This window comes from Undibacterium sp. 5I1 (assembly GCF_034314085.1).
Taxonomy (GTDB): domain Bacteria; phylum Pseudomonadota; class Gammaproteobacteria; order Burkholderiales; family Burkholderiaceae_D; genus Undibacterium.
In genome coordinates this window covers 25,933-43,041 of the sequence record NZ_JAVIWI010000001.1, presented here as the reverse complement: position 1 = coordinate 43,041, position 17,109 = coordinate 25,933, and the positions used below count along the sequence as shown (strand labels likewise).

Annotated in this window: 14 protein-coding genes; 8 read left to right on the top strand and 6 right to left on the bottom strand. The window is 45.8% G+C overall.

Features of this window, described 5'->3' with window-relative positions; translation table 11 throughout:
* Nucleotides 1-16: 16 nt before the first annotated feature.
* From RGU72_RS00185 to RGU72_RS00175, 3 genes are all read left to right on the top strand, one after another.
* The gene (locus RGU72_RS00185) at nt 17-1,081 is read left to right on the top strand and encodes a hypothetical protein (protein ID WP_322117810.1); all 1,065 of its coding nucleotides are present in this window, start codon (nt 17-19) and stop codon (nt 1,079-1,081) included.
* A 282-nt stretch (nt 1,082-1,363) separates the two neighbouring features.
* Nucleotides 1,364-1,861: a pyridoxamine 5'-phosphate oxidase family protein gene (locus RGU72_RS00180; protein ID WP_322117809.1), complete on the top strand. Its 498-nt coding sequence runs from the start codon at nt 1,364-1,366 to the stop codon at nt 1,859-1,861.
* 272 nt (nt 1,862-2,133) lie between these two features.
* Nucleotides 2,134-2,553: a DUF2177 family protein gene (locus RGU72_RS00175; RefSeq protein ID WP_322117808.1), complete on the top strand. Its 420-nt coding sequence runs from the start codon at nt 2,134-2,136 to the stop codon at nt 2,551-2,553.
* A gap of 173 nt (nt 2,554-2,726) precedes the next feature.
* Here RGU72_RS00175 and RGU72_RS00170 read toward each other — a convergent pair whose 3' ends face one another.
* The 3 genes from RGU72_RS00170 to RGU72_RS00160 all read right to left on the bottom strand — a co-directional run bounded on the left by RGU72_RS00170 (nt 2,727) and on the right by RGU72_RS00160 (nt 5,159).
* On the bottom strand, nt 2,727-3,284 hold the full coding sequence (locus tag RGU72_RS00170; protein WP_322117807.1) for a GNAT family N-acetyltransferase: 558 nt from the start codon (nt 3,282-3,284) through the stop codon (nt 2,727-2,729).
* A 28-nt stretch (nt 3,285-3,312) separates the two neighbouring features.
* Nucleotides 3,313-3,615, bottom strand: coding sequence for a hypothetical protein (locus RGU72_RS00165; protein WP_322117806.1), 303 nt, complete (start codon nt 3,613-3,615; stop codon nt 3,313-3,315).
* 209 nt (nt 3,616-3,824) lie between these two features.
* Complete coding sequence (locus RGU72_RS00160; protein ID WP_322117805.1) at nt 3,825-5,159, bottom strand: cyanophycinase; 1,335 nt, start codon at nt 5,157-5,159, stop codon at nt 3,825-3,827.
* 646 nt (nt 5,160-5,805) lie between these two features.
* Between RGU72_RS00160 and RGU72_RS00155 the strand changes: the two genes are divergently transcribed.
* Nucleotides 5,806-6,753: a bifunctional helix-turn-helix transcriptional regulator/GNAT family N-acetyltransferase gene (locus RGU72_RS00155; RefSeq protein WP_322117804.1), complete on the top strand. Its 948-nt coding sequence runs from the start codon at nt 5,806-5,808 to the stop codon at nt 6,751-6,753.
* 697 nt (nt 6,754-7,450) lie between these two features.
* On the opposite strand, the gene RGU72_RS00150 is transcribed toward RGU72_RS00155, so the two are convergent.
* The 3 genes from RGU72_RS00150 to RGU72_RS00140 form a co-directional block, all read right to left on the bottom strand.
* Nucleotides 7,451-7,762, bottom strand: coding sequence for a hypothetical protein (locus RGU72_RS00150; protein ID WP_322117803.1), 312 nt, complete (start codon nt 7,760-7,762; stop codon nt 7,451-7,453).
* Between the two features lie 167 nt (nt 7,763-7,929).
* A complete protein-coding gene (locus RGU72_RS00145; protein ID WP_322117802.1) occupies nt 7,930-11,205 on the bottom strand; it encodes an alpha/beta hydrolase family protein in 3,276 nt (1,091 codons plus the stop codon).
* A 397-nt stretch (nt 11,206-11,602) separates the two neighbouring features.
* On the bottom strand, nt 11,603-12,388 hold the full coding sequence (locus RGU72_RS00140) for a hypothetical protein (protein ID WP_322117801.1): 786 nt from the start codon (nt 12,386-12,388) through the stop codon (nt 11,603-11,605).
* Nucleotides 12,389-12,772: 384 nt separating this feature from the next.
* On the opposite strand from RGU72_RS00140, the gene RGU72_RS00135 reads away from it, so the two are divergent.
* The 4 genes from RGU72_RS00135 (at nt 12,773) to glyS (ending at nt 17,099) form a co-directional block, all read left to right on the top strand.
* Nucleotides 12,773-13,087, top strand: coding sequence for a TM2 domain-containing protein (locus tag RGU72_RS00135; protein ID WP_322117800.1), 315 nt, complete (start codon nt 12,773-12,775; stop codon nt 13,085-13,087).
* Between the two features lie 115 nt (nt 13,088-13,202).
* The gene (locus RGU72_RS00130) at nt 13,203-13,706 is read left to right on the top strand and encodes a DUF805 domain-containing protein (protein WP_322117799.1); all 504 of its coding nucleotides are present in this window, start codon (nt 13,203-13,205) and stop codon (nt 13,704-13,706) included.
* 206 nt (nt 13,707-13,912) lie between these two features.
* Nucleotides 13,913-14,878, top strand: coding sequence for a glycine--tRNA ligase subunit alpha (glyQ, locus tag RGU72_RS00125; RefSeq protein WP_322117798.1), 966 nt, complete (start codon nt 13,913-13,915; stop codon nt 14,876-14,878).
* A gap of 76 nt (nt 14,879-14,954) precedes the next feature.
* Nucleotides 14,955-17,099 (top strand): glycine--tRNA ligase subunit beta, encoded by a 2,145-nt coding sequence (gene glyS, locus RGU72_RS00120; RefSeq protein WP_322117797.1) that lies wholly within the window; start codon nt 14,955-14,957, stop codon nt 17,097-17,099.
* Nucleotides 17,100-17,109 lie beyond the last annotated feature (10 nt).

Here is a 17,109-nt window from a genome sequence, read left to right as displayed (position 1 = left end):
TCCACTGGAAACTACTATGTCTACCAAGTCAAACACACCCGCGCCTTTTCAAGCTAAACGTCTTAAGCGCAAGCAATTTGCCAGCACAGGCGATGTGCATATTCAGGGCGATTTGCTGATCGCAACACAACTCATCGTCGGCGGTGACTTGCTGGTAGACGGTGATCTGCAGGCAGAAGAAGTATTTTGCCTTGGCAAAATTACTGTGACAGGCAATATTCAGGTTCAATCGCTGTATGTCGGCCAGGCACTCGATTGCGGCGGCGATATCGAAGTCGAATTTTTACTCAAGACAGGTTGCAATGCCGAATGGATGGCGCGCATGCTGGAACTTGATCAAGCCAAAGCCAGCAAGGACGGCAGCAGCTATATGGACAAATTAGTCCATCCTTCTATTCTGCAACGTGATGCGCATCATGAAATTTTTGGTGGCTTTGGCGACATCCAAGCGCTCGGCTATCTGGCTTGCGACGTCTTGGATTGTCATGGCAGCGTGCAATTGGATGATGTCTTTGATGTGATTGAGGTCCAATATATCGGCGGTCATTTAAGCGCGAGCGAAGTCCTGATCGCAGGCGACGCCAATTGCAAAGGTGAAGTATTTAGCGAAACCGACATCACTGTCACCGGCACGCTATTCGCAGGCAATGTTACCTGCCAGGGCAATCTGGAAACCGGCGCGATTGTCTGCCATGGCGACATCAGCACCTGGGGCACATTACGCGCCAGCGGTGAAATTAGCAGCCTGAACGGCGAAATCCATTGCGGCCGCTGGATTGCCACCAAAGCCACTATCTACGCGGCCAAATACATCAAGGCAGGCGAATCCGTCGTCGCAGAAAAAGGTGTCAGCAGCGGTGACGATTATGGTATTTTGGCGGGCACTACCCTGCGCCGATCGCTCTGGGAAAGCCACGGATTTGTCTCTGCGCCAACCAAACCACGCCACTTGTTATCCGGTAAATTTGTAGAAGGCAAAAAAATCAAAAATATCGACGCGTTAGAAAAAAAACGTGATGTCGAATTAGATTGGGAAGTAGTACGCAGACTGAAGCGGGAATCCGAGCAAGACTTTATCTAACCACTATTTTAGTCACGCTATCGCTCAAGCGGCCTGTTCACGTCTCGTCATGGCGATAGCGTTTTCCTAAGTCGAATATCCTGCGCTTTCTAATCGATAGGACTTACGCAAAAACTAAAACCCCACACCACAAACGCACAGAGACACAGAGGCCGCAAGTGGCTTTCCTTTTTTGCGTAAGACCTATCAATATGCATGCTAAGCTCGCCGGTGTGTGATACCGCACAGAGCCATCCCGTTACCTGCTATATCGTTAATCATTCTTAATTCAGGAGAATGATCATGTCGTCAGATAACAGCAATTCTATTCAAACCTTACGTTCAAAAATCGAGCATATTCATTTCTGCATGATGACAACGATCAACGAAGACCTGAGTTTATCAAGTCGTCCAATGACTGCTCAAGCGACGGATGACGATGGCATTATGTGGTTTTTTGTGTCCAGCAATTCTCAACTGGCTTTAGATCTTACGCGCCATCCAAAGACCAACGTCAGCTTTGCAGATCCATCTGACAATCTCTACATTGCGATTGCCGGTACGGTCGAACTAGTCAAAGACCAAGCCAAAGAAAAACAGTTGTGGACATCCCAAGTCGCGGCATGGTTTCCATCCGGCCTGGATGATCCGCAACTCTCTTTGATCAAATTGCATATCCACTTGGCAGAGATTTGGGATAGCAAAACGAATAAAATGGATATGCTATATCAGATGGCCAAAGCGGCGATTACCGGTGAACATCAACAGAATTTAGGTGAACACGCCAAACTTCAGTTTTGAGATCAACACTGCTGATTCTTGATGCTTAGGAGTGAATGTATTAGGCAAGCCAGTAGTGCTATTTACGTGCTGGCCACGCGTTTCTGGTCATTTTTGACACTATTAGTTGCTCATGGCTCGCCATGAGCGTCTTATTCAGAGCAAACTCACAACAAACTCACATCAAAACTACACGAAAAGTGCATCCCTCATTATCTCGAATCGTAATCGAAAATTTCGGCTAAATTGAGTTAGTCTAACGAACACTCCTAACCTAACCATCCTCTACTGTCATGACAAAATCGTTTAACACTTACCTTGTTGCCTATCTGGTCGCGGCAGTAGTATTTTGCGTACTCGATTTTATCTGGCTTACGATCGTAGCCAAGAACTTTTATCAATCTCAACTCGGCCCGCTGATGCTGGCCGAGCCCAAGATGATTCCGGCTGCCACTTTTTATCTCGTTTATCTGCTTGGCTTGCTGGTATTCGCCATCATGCCAGCCGTACGTGAACAAAGCTGGCTGACCGCTGTACTGATGAGTGGCCTGTTGGGTATTGTTGCCTACGGCACCTACGACCTCAGCAATCTTGCCACCTTAAAAGGCTGGTCTCCAACACTCACCGTCATCGACATCATCTGGGGCGCATGTGTCAGCGCAGCGGCGGGATCGGCAGGATATTATGCGACAAGGTTTTTCAACTCAAACTGACGTAGAGATAAATCTTATCCTTGTCAGAAATGAATATACTCCCCCTAATTTTCCATAAATATGCCTGATTGACCAAACTTTATATGGACGACTAATACATACACCGCAGGAGTATACAAATAACACCACTCTATCACTATAGAATTCATGCCTTGATCAGCAAGCTCCAACGCTTAACTACGCGCAGCCCAGTCACTCGCAAGCAAGCCATACATAGCCGAATCTGACACAACGCCGGCCACAATCCAGCGCTCGCGCAACATGCCCTCCAGCTTAAAGCCAAGTCGCTCCAGACATCTGGCAGATGCCAGGTTCATGGGATCAATATCCGCCTCAATACGATTGAGCCGAAGTTCAGAAAATCCATACTGAATCAATGCCAGCAAAGCCTCTTGCATATAGCCCTGCCCCCAGGCTGCATGTTTCAAGACATAACCAATTTCGGCACGGCGACATTGTTCAGAGAAATGAAAAAGCGAACAGTCACCCAATAATTGATTGTCAGATAATCGCACTATCGCCAAACACAAACTGTCACCCACAGGCATTTCTTTTAAATCACGCTGTATCCTTTTTTGCGCAGTCTCTAACTCTGTCCATGGCAAAGTAATGCCATATTTTGTGATAAGCGGATCAGAAAAAATCGACAGCAAGTCGGCAGCATCGTCTAACTTAAATGGACGCAGTAGTAAACGTTCAGTTTGTAGCGTAAGTTGGTCGAAGGAGGGCATAAAATCCTTAATAAAAATATTGGTCTGTCTATTCGACTGACAACTCAGGCGTCTTCAGACAAGCGACATGCCTAACACGCGCATCGCTATACGTGATTTTCGGAAATACTGGCACTTTTTCAAAAGCCCAATATTCAGTATTGCCACTAACACGCCATGGCCGCCCAAACAAAAAATGCACTCGCGCTTTAGATGTTTGCAGCGGCAAAGTATCGCAATTAATCATTGGCGCAGCCCACTGACCACAATCGCCAAAATAATCACATAGAGGGGAAACACAAGTGCTCCCCCATCGACCACCAATCACGGAACAACCAAAAGGAGTCAGCATAATTCCGGCTGTGATCAAGCCTAAAAAAATGACGACGACTATAGTCTTTCGAGGTTTTCTTTTCATTATAAAATAAGAGATTAAGCCAGTATTTGATGTTCGCACTAAATAAACGATACTGCAACGATATACAAAATATACCGAGGAAATTGAGCAATAAAAAAGCCGCTGACTCAACATCAGCGGCTTTTTCATTCAACGTAGTAGGTTCAATAAATATCGACCAATACTCTGACAGCACTATATTTTCCGCTGCTGTAATAGCCTTTGGTATTGCTATCTTTGTAGAACTTAATTTTGTACGCAATCGCGCTGGACGGGTAAGTTGGTCCCGATGTATAGACTGGTTTGGGTGCAGTCCCGACGTTATAAGCCGTGGTGCTGTCTACGATCCAGGTCAATGATTTAGTAATCTCGTTCGGGTCTAAAATCGCAGCCGAGTCATAGTAGGTTGCATTGTAAGGCCGTGTAATCAGGCTCTTGCTGCTGGTCGCTGTTTTAGTCGAAAAGTTATAGGCGTCACCGCTGGTCAGGTAGGTAATTTGTGCGCCGGTAACTTTAAAATACGAGGCCGTTGGGAAGATCGCATTGGCCGTATCGGCAACGCTCACGCCGTTGGAACCGTAGATCGTTGCGGCACTGCCATTGAGATAAATAGCGGTATCCTCATCCACGCAAACACCTTGCGTTTTTGAGGTATTTCTCATCCCTGCCAGCAAGCGGGCGACGCGTCCGCGAGCATTGCAATGGGTATCGACTGCGACATTGGTGCCAGAAAATCCAAAGCCTGTCATCGTGCCGGCATTTTCTAAATAAGCGAGTGAACTGGTACCGCTGCGGTCATCTTTTAAACCGGTCGCGCTGCCAACACTCTTAGGTGCAAAGTTGGCGTTGAAGTACAAAACACCGTAGGCAACGCCCTCGCCCATCATAGGATTTGCCTGAATCATGGTGCCTGCCGATGTACCTGCAATCACCAGACTGCCATTGTTGACACGAGTGCGCAATGCCGCCATCAATGGCGTATCAGCGCCACTATTAGTTAAAAAAGTTCTGGCAGCACGCGACTGATCACCACCATTAAAAAACACCACGTCGGCCTGATTAATGATGGCGATATTAGCGTTTCCTACTGCATTGCCAGAATAAGAATCGTTGGTGTAATTATCCGCATGCGCAGTGATATGCTTTGGAGCAAAACCATGCTTTTGGAATAGCTTGATGTAACTCAGCGCACCGGTCGTCGCATCATCATTGTTATACACGTTGTCACCGGAGGCAGCGGTATCTGCCGATGCCGTGACGACGGCAACTCTCGGGCAAGTTGTCGTATTCCAATCAGTCACGCAATTGGTATAGATGCTGGTGTTAGGCGTCCAGTTGCGCGAGGTAGATGCGCGCAATCCGGCATAGATTTCATTATTGGTTTCTGCTGTCGCACCGCCCATCATAAAAACCTTGGCGGCATGCGTCGTAAAAGGTGTCGCTAATAAGCCGGCACAAGTCAGCATTCTGATCGTTAATCCCAAAAACATTTTATTCATTTTTGCTTTCCTAAAAGTTGGATGACGATCAAATGTCGTCAATCTGTTTTCAACAACATGAATTCAATTGCTTATTGCTTATTGCCTATTACCCATTGCCTATTACCCATTACTTATTACAACAAAAATCTTAGGACCAGTCCGCCGTCTTGCTACCGTCTGACCAACCTGCCCATCTGCACAGAACCAGTTTTCACTTACTTGAAATCCATTTGATATGCGCCTGATGATCGATAACCTAAAAAATGCCAAGTGATCGCTAAGCTGGGAGAAAACTGTAAGAACATCATAGGCACGGAAAATAATTTACACAATTTATATTTATGTAAATTATTTTACTAATTTAAAGAGGAGTTTTTCATCAAATGCGATGAAACAGGCAAGTAAAAAAATACGGTTTAGCAGGAAAACAGATAGTGATATGTAAAAATTGACGGAGCAAAGCTGTTGCAATCAAGACGGATTATTTGAAAATACCCGGCGAAATTTTCAAAAATGAGACTTTTAGCTGAAAACTATTTTGTAACCGTCGTCAAAATGAGACGGCATCGCTTCCCTACTTTTTCGGCCTTTTCGACTTTTCTGCCTTTTCCTGACGTCAACTAATTTAGTTGTACAATACAACTTTATATCCTAGGACGAGAGCATGCCCAATTCTGATCATTCCCATATTGATCCGATTCGTAAAGCGTCTAGGAAAATGGTGCGTGAACTCGGGTTCATGCAAATAACTCTTGCTGCGACCAACTATCAACCGTCCGCAGTCCATGCGATGGTAGAGATCGGTGAAGAGCGCACCCTGACGGCGGCGCAACTTGCAGACGTACTGAATTTAGAGAAATCCAGTATTAGCCGGATGATCCGAAAATTATTAGAAGCAGGCGAATTGAAAGAAACGATTAGCGACAATGATGGCCGGGCAAAACTATTAAATTTAACTCCACAAGGCAAACGTACTTTGGCATCGATCAATACGTTTGCTCAGCGACAGGTCGCCAGCGCTATCGATCAGCTCAGCGACTATCAGCAACGCACAATATCGCAGGGCTTACAGACTTATGCGGCGGCGCTGGAGAATAGCCGGCTAGGTAACTCAGCAACATCAAATCAAGGCATTACAATTAAGCAGGGATATTTACCCGGCGTAATTGGTCGGGTAACAGAAATGCATGCATCTTTTTACTCATCGTTGATCGGCTTCGGGCAATTTTTTGAAAGCCAGGTAGCGACCGGCATTGCAGAATTTATGACCCGATTAACTAACCCGCAGAACGGTCTGTGGGTGGCGCTGGACTCAGGGCGAATTGCAGGATCAATCGCCATAGATGGAGAGCATCTCGGACAAAACTTGGCACATCTGCGCTGGTTTATCGTAGACGATAACTTACGTGGCGCAGGTGTTGGTTATCAACTTTTGAATGTAGCGATATCGTTTTGTAAAAAACAGAATTTCGCGGAAGTACACCTCTGGACATTTCAAGGATTGGATAGCGCGCGCCGGCTCTATGAAAAATTTGGCTTTGTATTGGTGGAGGAGTGTATCGGTAATCAATGGGGTAAAGAAGTTGTAGAGCAGCGCTTTGTGTTGAAGTAGTTCTTTGGTTCGCTCTGTTGCCATGGAAAAATGAACACGGATTAATACCTACTAAATACACCACGTAGCTGACATCTTCTCGATGAGTATCATTTTTATAAAATGTAACTCAGACTTAACCTAAGGCTTCGTGCTGGCATGTTGGCAACTTGCAAGCTATAGCAATCATCGATTCCGCTTGAGCACAATTAACAAATTACTTAATGCGGATTAGCCTTGAACCACTTACTTTTATTTCGGTGTCGGAACTAAGAAGCACTGGGTGTATTCGCCCGTCCGAGTCCTCAGGCATGAAAGTATACAATCCATCGGAAATCAGCACGCCAGTCGTATCAGCAAAAACTAAACATCGATATTTCCCATCAACTTGATGGGTGCAGTCAAACCAATTACCACCAGATTCGCCTCCCTCCCAACTACTTGAGACCGGAACATTTGATGGACGATGCGGTGGCGTCACTCGATATGTCGCTCTAAACGACTGACCTAAAACAAATCCAGCAATTACACCTATTAGAAGTGTCAAAAAAAAAATAAGGTTTTTTGATATCATTTTTTTGTCAAGTTCTCTTACGCTGATCGTCCTCTAATGGCCAACAACGTTTAATTTTCATTATAGATAAATAAGCCTTAAGCGAACCCTGTCATGCGCTTATAAAATGCACTACCCGACGGTCGCAAATAAGCAGTAAAAAAATCAATGGTGTCCATCACTCCAAAATCCGTCTGAACTATCATAGATTTCTGACGAACTACTCGGCTCTTGAAAGTCAGCTTCTGCTGTGTCCCATTGAACTGGCACACCGTCTTTATCAGATTTTCGCTGTAACCAGTTTTTGGCTTGTAAGGTACGCCGAAACATAAGAAAGCCCGCATAAGGAATAAAGCATATGAGAAAGAACCATAAAATTTTTTCCGTTCGCGAAAACAAATCGCTTTCATTTAAATCAATAGAAGCCGCAAAACTTAAGGCGCAAGAAGGAACTAGTAACCAAAGGAGTATCGACATAGCGACCATAGAAAAATGGTTGAAGTATATTGCTTTAAAAAATATTTTCTGGCAACAAATTGGAAGCGCATACGAATGACACTTCCAATTTGCTTGCAAACTAATAACTACTTTAAACCATCTAGCAATTATTATCAGATTAAGTCTGAGTTAATAGATATAAAACGCTAGTTTAGTGCCGGCTCTTTCTTAGCCGTTTTCGCTTTAGCATCGGCATCGGCTTTTGCCTCCTGCTCTTTTTGCTCCGCCGTTTTAAACAATCCCATCACATCACGCTTACCGCGCTCCAGATAAGGAACCGGTTTATCCATCCATTCTGGGCGTGGACTGCCTAGCAAATAATGGTCAAAAAATTCTGCCATGTGAACGGTGTAATGTTTGATGTTGTCGCGCTCTCTTAAGCCATGTTTTTCACCGTTGTAATTGAACCAGTAGGCTTCTTTTCCTAGATGTCGCAACGCTGTAAAAAACTCAATTGCTTGGTAATACGGAACCGCATCATCCTCATCATTGTGAATGGTCAGGTAAGGCGTCTGGACTTTATCGACTTTAAAGATAGGTGAATTTTCGATGTACTTCGCCTGATCACCCCAAGGCGTGCCGCCGATACGACTCTGACCGCGTTCATACTGAAAAGCGCGGCTCATCCCTGTGCCCCAGCGAATGCCGCCGTAACCACTGATCATATTTGCCATTGATGCGCCAGCCTCGGCCGCGCGGAAGATGTTGGTATGCGTCAGCAGATAATTAATCTGGTACGCGCCCCAGCTGTGGCCTTGTATGCCGACACGTTGCGGATCAACATAGCCTTTGGCAATGACTTGCTGGATGGCTGGCAATACAGTGTTCATCGCGCTCTTACCCGGGTAACCGGTGGTGTAGACAATATCCGGACGTAACACGATATAGCCATTGCTGACGTAGCGAGTAACATTGATATTCTGGCTAGGTGCTGGCGGGACATGGCGGTATAAATTGTCTGTCATGTTTTCGTAGATGTAGACCATCATCGGGTATTTTTTCTTCGGGTCAAAATTGTCTGGCTTGGCAAGCAAGGCTTTTAATTTTTTGCCGTCGGCGGTGGTATAGCTGATCAACTCTTGCGTACCCCAGTTGTATTGGCTTTGTTGCGGATTAGCGTTGCTGATTTTTTGTGGTGATTGCATTTTTAAATTGCTGGCCCACAGGTCAGGGAATTCTTCAAAACTTTGCTGGGTGAATAAGACAGTATCGGCCAGCTTTGCCTTCAATAAACCACTGATCATTTTGTTCGCATGGATCAGTTTGACAGGCTCGCCCCCTTTGGGATTTTGTTGTACATAGCCGCTAGAACGATCAGTATCATTGGTCGTAGCGAGCACCCAATTTTGGTCGGATGGCAAAAATTTTTGTTCTTTATCTAAGCTGACGTAGCGCAGTTCCAAATGATTTTTACGGCCATAACCAGCAGTCAAATTAGTGCTGACATGAGTGACAGGATTGATCTCCCATAAATCGAACTGGTCGTACACAACAACGCTGGCGTCATTCTCTGTCCAACCTGCAAAGCCGTAGGCAGAACGTGGCTCTGGCGTGTCTTGTTTAATATCTTCAAAATGGACTTTAAGTTTGCCTGTCAGGTTGGTCTTGCTACCGTCAGCGGTACTCCAGCTAAACCAGGTGCTGGTCGCCGCATCAAAGGCCAGCATATATTTACCGGCAGATGACAGAGCGGGTTCGAAGCGTAATTTTTTTGCTAAGGGCTTACTTTGGCCAGTTTGCAAATCCAATGCATAGGCGTCGTAATATAAAGAATCCCATGACTGCAAAATCTGATAGGGCAAATCGCTGATACCCAGCGCAAACTGGGCATTGTCATTGGTGATGACAACCGGCATAGTTTTATTCGCCAGCTGCACAAAACGCTTGTCGGCCAGATGCACGACGGCTCGATAGCTGCGTTGCTTTTCTTTTTCTGCCTTGACCTTTTGCATCGATTGCAGCTCTGGGTCTTTCCAATGCCATAGATCGACTTTCATCGCTTCTGGCGCGTCTTTGGGTTCTATTTTTGGATCTTCTGCGGTGCCGAAAAACAGCCGTGCGCCGTCTTTGCTGAAAGCGACCTCACCAAATTCGCTAGGTGACCAGGCGATTGGCATGCCTGGAGTTGCGCCGTTGGCTAATAAGCTGGCGGCCTGATCTTTGGTATTCCAGTAGAACAGCGAGAAGGCTGTTGGGTCGGGGTCTTTGGCTTTGTCGGATTCTTTATTTTTTTCTTTTTGCGTAGTATTTTCAACGAGTTTTTCACTCGATTTTTCATTTCGCAGGGCAAGCAATTGATCACGGTTGCTGACAAAGGCGAGTTGCGTACCTGCGTCGTCAAACCTCAACTGCTTGTAGCTTCCGGCACCTGTTAATAGACTTTGCGTGCTGCTATCGGCGGTGCTGAATAAATACACGCCCTCCTTAGAGGCTTCTTTGGATTTTTCTGCTTCTTTTATTTTGTCGGTGCTGCTAGCGATTGTTGAGTCGGTTTTTTGATTTATTTTTTCAGCTGTTTTTTCGCCTATTTTTTCATTGGTTTTTTCTGTCACTTTCTCTGCTGATTTTTCTGTCACTTTCTCTATTAGCTTATCGCTAGCTTTTTCAGACGTTTTTACGACGTCTTTTACTGACACACTATAGGCCAGCAAACCACCATTTTTTGCCCAGACAAACTCCGCTACGTCTTTGTAGCTAATGTGCTTTCCGCTAGTCAAATCCCATAGTTGTAGCTCGCTGCCTGCCTCTTTCTTTTTGCCACTGGCGGATGCGCTGCCAGCGCCAGCCATTTGCTGGTCGGATATGCCATCTTGAATATCGTCCGGCTTTGCGGTTGTGGATTCTTTTTCAGATTCTTTCTTGCTATCTTTTTTCTCGTCTTTCGGTGCCTCCAGCAAGACTGCCAGCCAATTGCCGCCTTCTTCTGGAAAACCAAAACGTTTAACGCGGTTCAGCGTCTCGACTTTACCCGTTGCTAGATCCATTACGCCAAAACCGGGTTTCGGTAGATCCTCCCCTTTCTTCTTTTCTTTTTTGGCCTTGTCGATTTCTGCACGAGTGGGTTGGATGGCAAATGCAACATAGTGAGCGTCTGCGCTGAAGATAGGTGCAGTACCGCGCGGGTAACGCCATTCGCGTCCACTGGCAAGATGACGGATGACTAGCTCGCCATCACCTTCTTGCGCGACCAATGCATACGCTGCCCACTGCCCGTCCCGGCTAAGCTTATCGCCCTGAATGCTGCGCCAATTAGCATAGACATCGTGAGTGATCATTTTTTTGTTGTTCGCCGTGGTATTGCTTGCAGTCATAGTTTGACTAGCTAGATTGGCTGAAGTAGCAGTTTGCGCCAGGCCGAGTTGACTGGTCAGACTAAAAAACAGAATGGCGGCGGAAGGTAGGAGCGATTGTCTGGAGAACACAGGATGTGCTTTCTTTAGATGAAATAACAGAATTGAGATGAAGAAACATTGTCACAGAAATGCGCAAAAATTACTGCACAGTTGAAAATATTTGCATCATTTTAGATACGGAAATAGGCGGAGGGCGTGAACAGGGCAAATGCAGGAAATCAAGGCGTACTTCAGAGTAAGACAAAAAGCAGTCTCGCCTCGAATAACATATCAAATGGGGAAATCCGCAGCAAAAAATAGATAAAATTCAACATACTCCCCCTATTTTTTATTAAAATTGGCTTATAGACCAATTAATCTATGGACAATTAAATATACAGGATAGGAGTATATATTTATCTATGCTGCGAGATGGTAGAATAGATAACAGAATAAAGGCGGTTGCAATAGCAACGCCAAGCAAGCATCAGGACTGCAATTGCAGCGTTTTAATACTACGCATTTCACCCTTCTCGCCTGCACCTGCACCGCTGCTTTTGGTCTCTTTGCGTATCATCACCAAACGGTCACCGACTAAACCGTAGACCTGATCGTTGTCATTACTGGTTTCAAAACTAATCACAATAAAAGCACGCCCGGATGCGGTTTCATGCATGCGACTGGCCAGCGGTGTGCCGTCGGCAGCGATCCAGATATCCAGATTACCTTCATACTTTTTAATATACTTACGCTCCTTTTCGGTCATCTTGTCGATGGTCATTTCAAAACTCAACAGACGCGCTGGCTTACCATTGTAGGTATCCGCTTTTTCATTTTTGAATATGGCTTTTTCTACTGCACGGGACAAACTATTGGCGGCATAAATCAACGGACGCAGCTCACTAGAATTGATATCGTTGAGCGCAGAAAGCGTTGGGGTTTTGGCCTTTGGATCTTTTTCACGGGCGCGTTCTTCGGTTTCCAGTCGACTCAACAAGTCTCTGCTGTAATACACCTGCAAGCCACGCGGCCCTTCCTCTATCTGCACACTGGCGATACCACTGCGTTCATCTGCGTCTTTACCATCCCCCTGACGACTCCATGTCTTTGCTTCCAAATTTGCCTTCACCGGTGTCGCGCCTTGCAACCTGATCAAAGCAGTCTTTAAATCACTTAAGCCGTCGGCATAAGCAAATTGCGATCCGATTGACAGGGTACTAATCAAAGCAACTGAATAGATACGGGACAACATCGTCGATCGAGTGGAATACATTTTTACCTCGGATAAAAATTGGGGTTGAATAAGATGCGACAAAATCGACATGCTAAAAATAACTTCTGTCAGAGTGGCAATAGCGACAATAGTTCCGTCCAACGATCTGCAGTCTGATTGCCCTATACGGCGGGATGCGAAAAGCGATTTGTTAACTGTATCTATGCACGAGCTTAGGGTATCAATCCAACAGTTTCTACAAGTTTTTGACATTTTTGTTTTGTCGTTTCAATAAAACAAGTACTCTCATGAAATTATCAGTGTTAATAGATTTATTGGTAATTTTTTCTGCATAGTGGTACCGGGTAGTACCTTATTTAAAACAAGTGCTGGTAATCGATATTCACTGTCATCACGCACTACCAACACGACAAGGAGAAAAAAATGAGTATGGTATTTTGCCGCGGCTGCGGAAAAGAAATCCATGTAACTGCTGTCACATGTCCACATTGCGGTGCGCCACAGGGCACTTTGCAACAGCAAACCCAATCAGAAAAAAGAATACTTCCGGCTGCGCTGTTTTGCTTCTTTTTAGGCATGTTTGGCGTACATCGATTTTATGTTGGAAAAATCGGAACAGGTATTTTGCAATTGCTCACACTCGGTGGCCTAGGGATTTGGGCGCTGATTGATTTTATTATGATTGTGGTCGGCAGTTTTACGGATAAACAAGGTAATAGGATTAATCTCTGGACATAAATTTTAGAGAACAAAACGCTTGGCGGTTTCAACTACTAAATGCGTTCTCAAAAAATGAGATTTTTAAAAATACAAAACATAAGACTACGCAATACAACTTTATAGAGGGTACAAAATGAGCATGGTATTTTGTCGCGGCTGCGGTAAAGAAATTCACGAAACCGCCCCAACCTGTCCGCATTGCGGCGCCTCACAGACAGTATCGTCAACATCATCAGCGCTGCCAGTGGAGTCGGAAGATATTTCACAAGCCTTCGACTGGTATGTGCTGGTATTAAAAAAATATATCCAGTTTAGCGGTCGTTCACGTCGTAAAGAATTTTGGTTTTTTACTCTGTTCACGATATTAATCAACATAGGATTATCGATCGTTGATCGCGTAACCGGGACATCATACTTCGGGACGGATTCTGGACTGCTCAGCAGCTTATATTCATTGGCGACTCTGATCCCCGGACTGGCAGTTTCAGTAAGAAGGCTGCACGATACTGACCGTAGCGCATGGTGGTTGTTGATCGGCCTGGTGCCGGTAGTGGGCGTCATCGTACTGATCGTATTTTGGGCAACTGATAGCCAGCGTTCAGAAAATCAATTCGGTGCCTGTCCAAAAGAGATGTAAGACTTAAGGTTGCTCATGTAGCCAATAAAAAGAGGCAGCGCCAACCGGTGACTGCCTCTTGGTTTTTTTGCCTCCGTGACTCTGGGTTCAGCAAGTATCTGAGCTGTCAATGCTGCAAGCAAATTCGCCTATCTAGGGCAAAACCCGCTAAAATCCAAGGTTTAGCAAACTTCAGTCTGCGCCATTCATCAAAGCGGAACATCATAATGCTTACATTTCAACAAATCATCCTCAAACTGCAAGAATACTGGGCTGCGCAAGGTTGCGCCTTGTTGCAACCTTATGACATGGAAGTCGGTGCAGGTACGTCACACACGGGCACGTTTTTAAGAGCGATTGGACCAGAACCTTGGCGCGCCGCCTATGTACAACCGTCACGCCGCCCTAAGGATGGTCGCTATGGTGAAAATCCTAATCGCTTACAGCATTACTACCAATATCAGGTGGTACTAAAACCAGCACCAGAAAATATTCTGGATCTCTACCTTGGTTCTTTAAAAGCGCTCGGTCTGGATTTGCAGCAAAACGATGTGCGTTTTGTGGAAGATGATTGGGAAAATCCGACTTTAGGTGCATGGGGTTTGGGTTGGGAGGTCTGGCTGAACGGAATGGAAGTTACCCAGTTCACTTATTTCCAGCAAGTTGGCGGGATTGATTGCAAACCGATTCTGGGCGAAATCACTTACGGTATTGAGCGGCTGGCGATGTATTTGCAAGGCGTAGAAAACGTGTATGACCTGGTGTGGACTGAGCGCGAAGAAAACGGCAAAACAGTGCGCTTGTCCTATGGCGATGTATTCCACCAAAACGAAGTCGAGCAATCGACATTTAACTTTGAGTACTCAAATACCGATTTCTTGTTCTCGCTATTTAACAGCTACGAGGCTGAGGCGGCAAAATTGCTGGCAGTAGAAGAAAAATCACTCGCTTTACCAGCTTATGAAATGATCTTAAAAGCTGGCCATACGTTTAATTTGCTAGATGCTCGGGGTGCGATCTCGGTGACGGAACGTGCTGCCTATATTGGTCGTATCCGCAACTTATCACGCAAGGTCGCGGCGGCTTATTTGGCTTCGCGGGCAGCATTGGGCTTCCCGATTTGTGCTCCAGATTGCCAGCATAAAAAAGCCGCTTTAGAGACTGCCTCAAATGCGGAACTGAAAGCCGCTTAAATTTAGTGACATCTTAGCGATCACAAAAACGACAATATATCTGCTCGCAAGCGATCTCCATTCTGGAATAAAAGAAATGAACCAAACATTATTAGTAGAACTGCTCACGGAAGAATTACCACCCAAAGCACTCGCCAAGCTGGGCGAAGCATTTGCTGCGGGTATCGTCAACGGCTTAAAGTCACGCGATTTTTTAGAGAGCGATTCTGTCCCAACAACTTATGCGTCACCGCGCCGGCTGGCCGTGAGTATTACCAATGTGCGTCCGACCTCGCCGGACAAAATACTCCGTGAAAAAATCTTGCCGGTTTCTGTGGCATTAGACGCGGCAGGTAATGCCACCGCACCGCTGGCGAAGAAGTTAGCGGCACTGGGATTCCCAGATTTGCAAATCAGCCAGTTAGAACGTGCGGTCGATGGCAAGGCTGAGAGTTTTTTCTATAACTACACTGCATCAGGTACTGCACTAGCCGATAGCTTGCAAGCAACGGTCGAAGAATCGATTAATAAATTGCCGGTTCCTAAAGTCATGAGCTATCAACGTCAAGACGGTGCGACAGTCCATTTTGTGCGTCCGGTACATCGCATCATCGCCCTGCATGGTGCTGACGTGGTACCGCTGGCACTACTGGGACTGACCAGTGACCGCATCACTTTAGGACATCGCTTTTTGACTAGCGGCCAAATCAATATAGCGCATGCAAATGACTATGCTGCGGATCTGCTGAGCCAGGGTAAAGTCATTGCCAATGTCACTGAACGCAAAGAAAAAATCCGCACTGCCTTGCTCGCAAAAGCGGGGGACGATCAGGTTTTGATGCCAGAACCATTACTGGATGAAGTCACGGCATTGGTCGAGTGGCCAGTTGTGTATGAGTGCAAATTTGAGGATGAATTCTTGGCAGTACCGCAAGAATGTCTGATACTGACGATGCAGACGAATCAAAAATATTTTGCGCTGACCGATGCCGCAGGCAAATTGCGCTCACGCTTTTTGATCGTATCTAATCTGGAAACAGCGACGCCAGAACATATCATTCAAGGTAACGAACGTGTGGTACGCCCTCGCCTGTCTGACGCCAAATTCTTCTTTGAGCAAGATAAGAAAAAAACCTTGGAAGCGCGTCTGCCTATGCTGGCAAATGTGGTGTACCACAACAAACTAGGTAGCCAGGCTGAACGTATGCAGCGCGTGAAATCACTCGCTGGAAAAATCGCACAAAGTCTGGGCTACGATGTTGCGTTGGCAGAGCGCGGTGCGATGCTGGCAAAGGCTGATTTATTGACCGATATGGTAGGCGAATTCCCAGAACTGCAAGGCATTATGGGTACGTATTACGCCTCACATGATAATGAAAATCCAGAGGTTGCTGCTGCCGCATCCGAACATTATCAACCACGTTTTGCGGGCGATGCCTTACCTGCGACCGCGACAGGCACCGCGGTTGCGCTCGCCGATAAATTAGAAACGCTGGTCGGCATTTGGGGCATAGGTTTGCAACCAACGGGGGATCGTGATCCGTTTGCCTTGCGTCGCCATGCTTTAGGGATCGTACGAATGTTAATGGAGAAAAAATTAGATTTATCGCTGTTAGAGTTAATAAATAATACTGTAAATCAATTTAGTAATAATGTTAATTTTAAAGACCCAACAACTGATGTCTTGAATTTTATCTATGATCGCTTGAATGGACTGCTCCGAGGATATGACGGTTCATTACAAGTAATGGCGCTGGGAAAAAAGATCAGAGAATCATTGTCTGATAAAAACAATACTCAGAATGAAATTGATGCGGTAATTAGTCAACGTCCAGATAAACTCAATAATATTGTAGAACGCTACCAAGCGGTGCAAGCGTTCGCTGCTTTACCCGAATCCAGCGCGCTGGCAGCTGCCAATAAACGAATCACTAACATTCTGAAAAAAACAGATGGCGCGCTAGGATCGGTACAGTTGCCGTTACTCCAAGAAGCAGCCGAAAAAGCATTGCATACGGCGATGTGTGATGTAAAGCCAAAGGTCGATGCAGCGTTCGCTCAAGGTGATTTCTCCGGCGCTTTAAAAATCTTGGCGGCATTGCGTGCTGAAGTCGATAGTTTCTTCAATGATGTTATGGTCAACGCCGAGGATCAGGCCTTGCGCAATAATCGTCTAGCGCTGCTAAACGAGTTGCACGGCATGCTGAATCAGGTGGCTGACATTTCCAAACTTGCAGCATAAAATCAGTTTA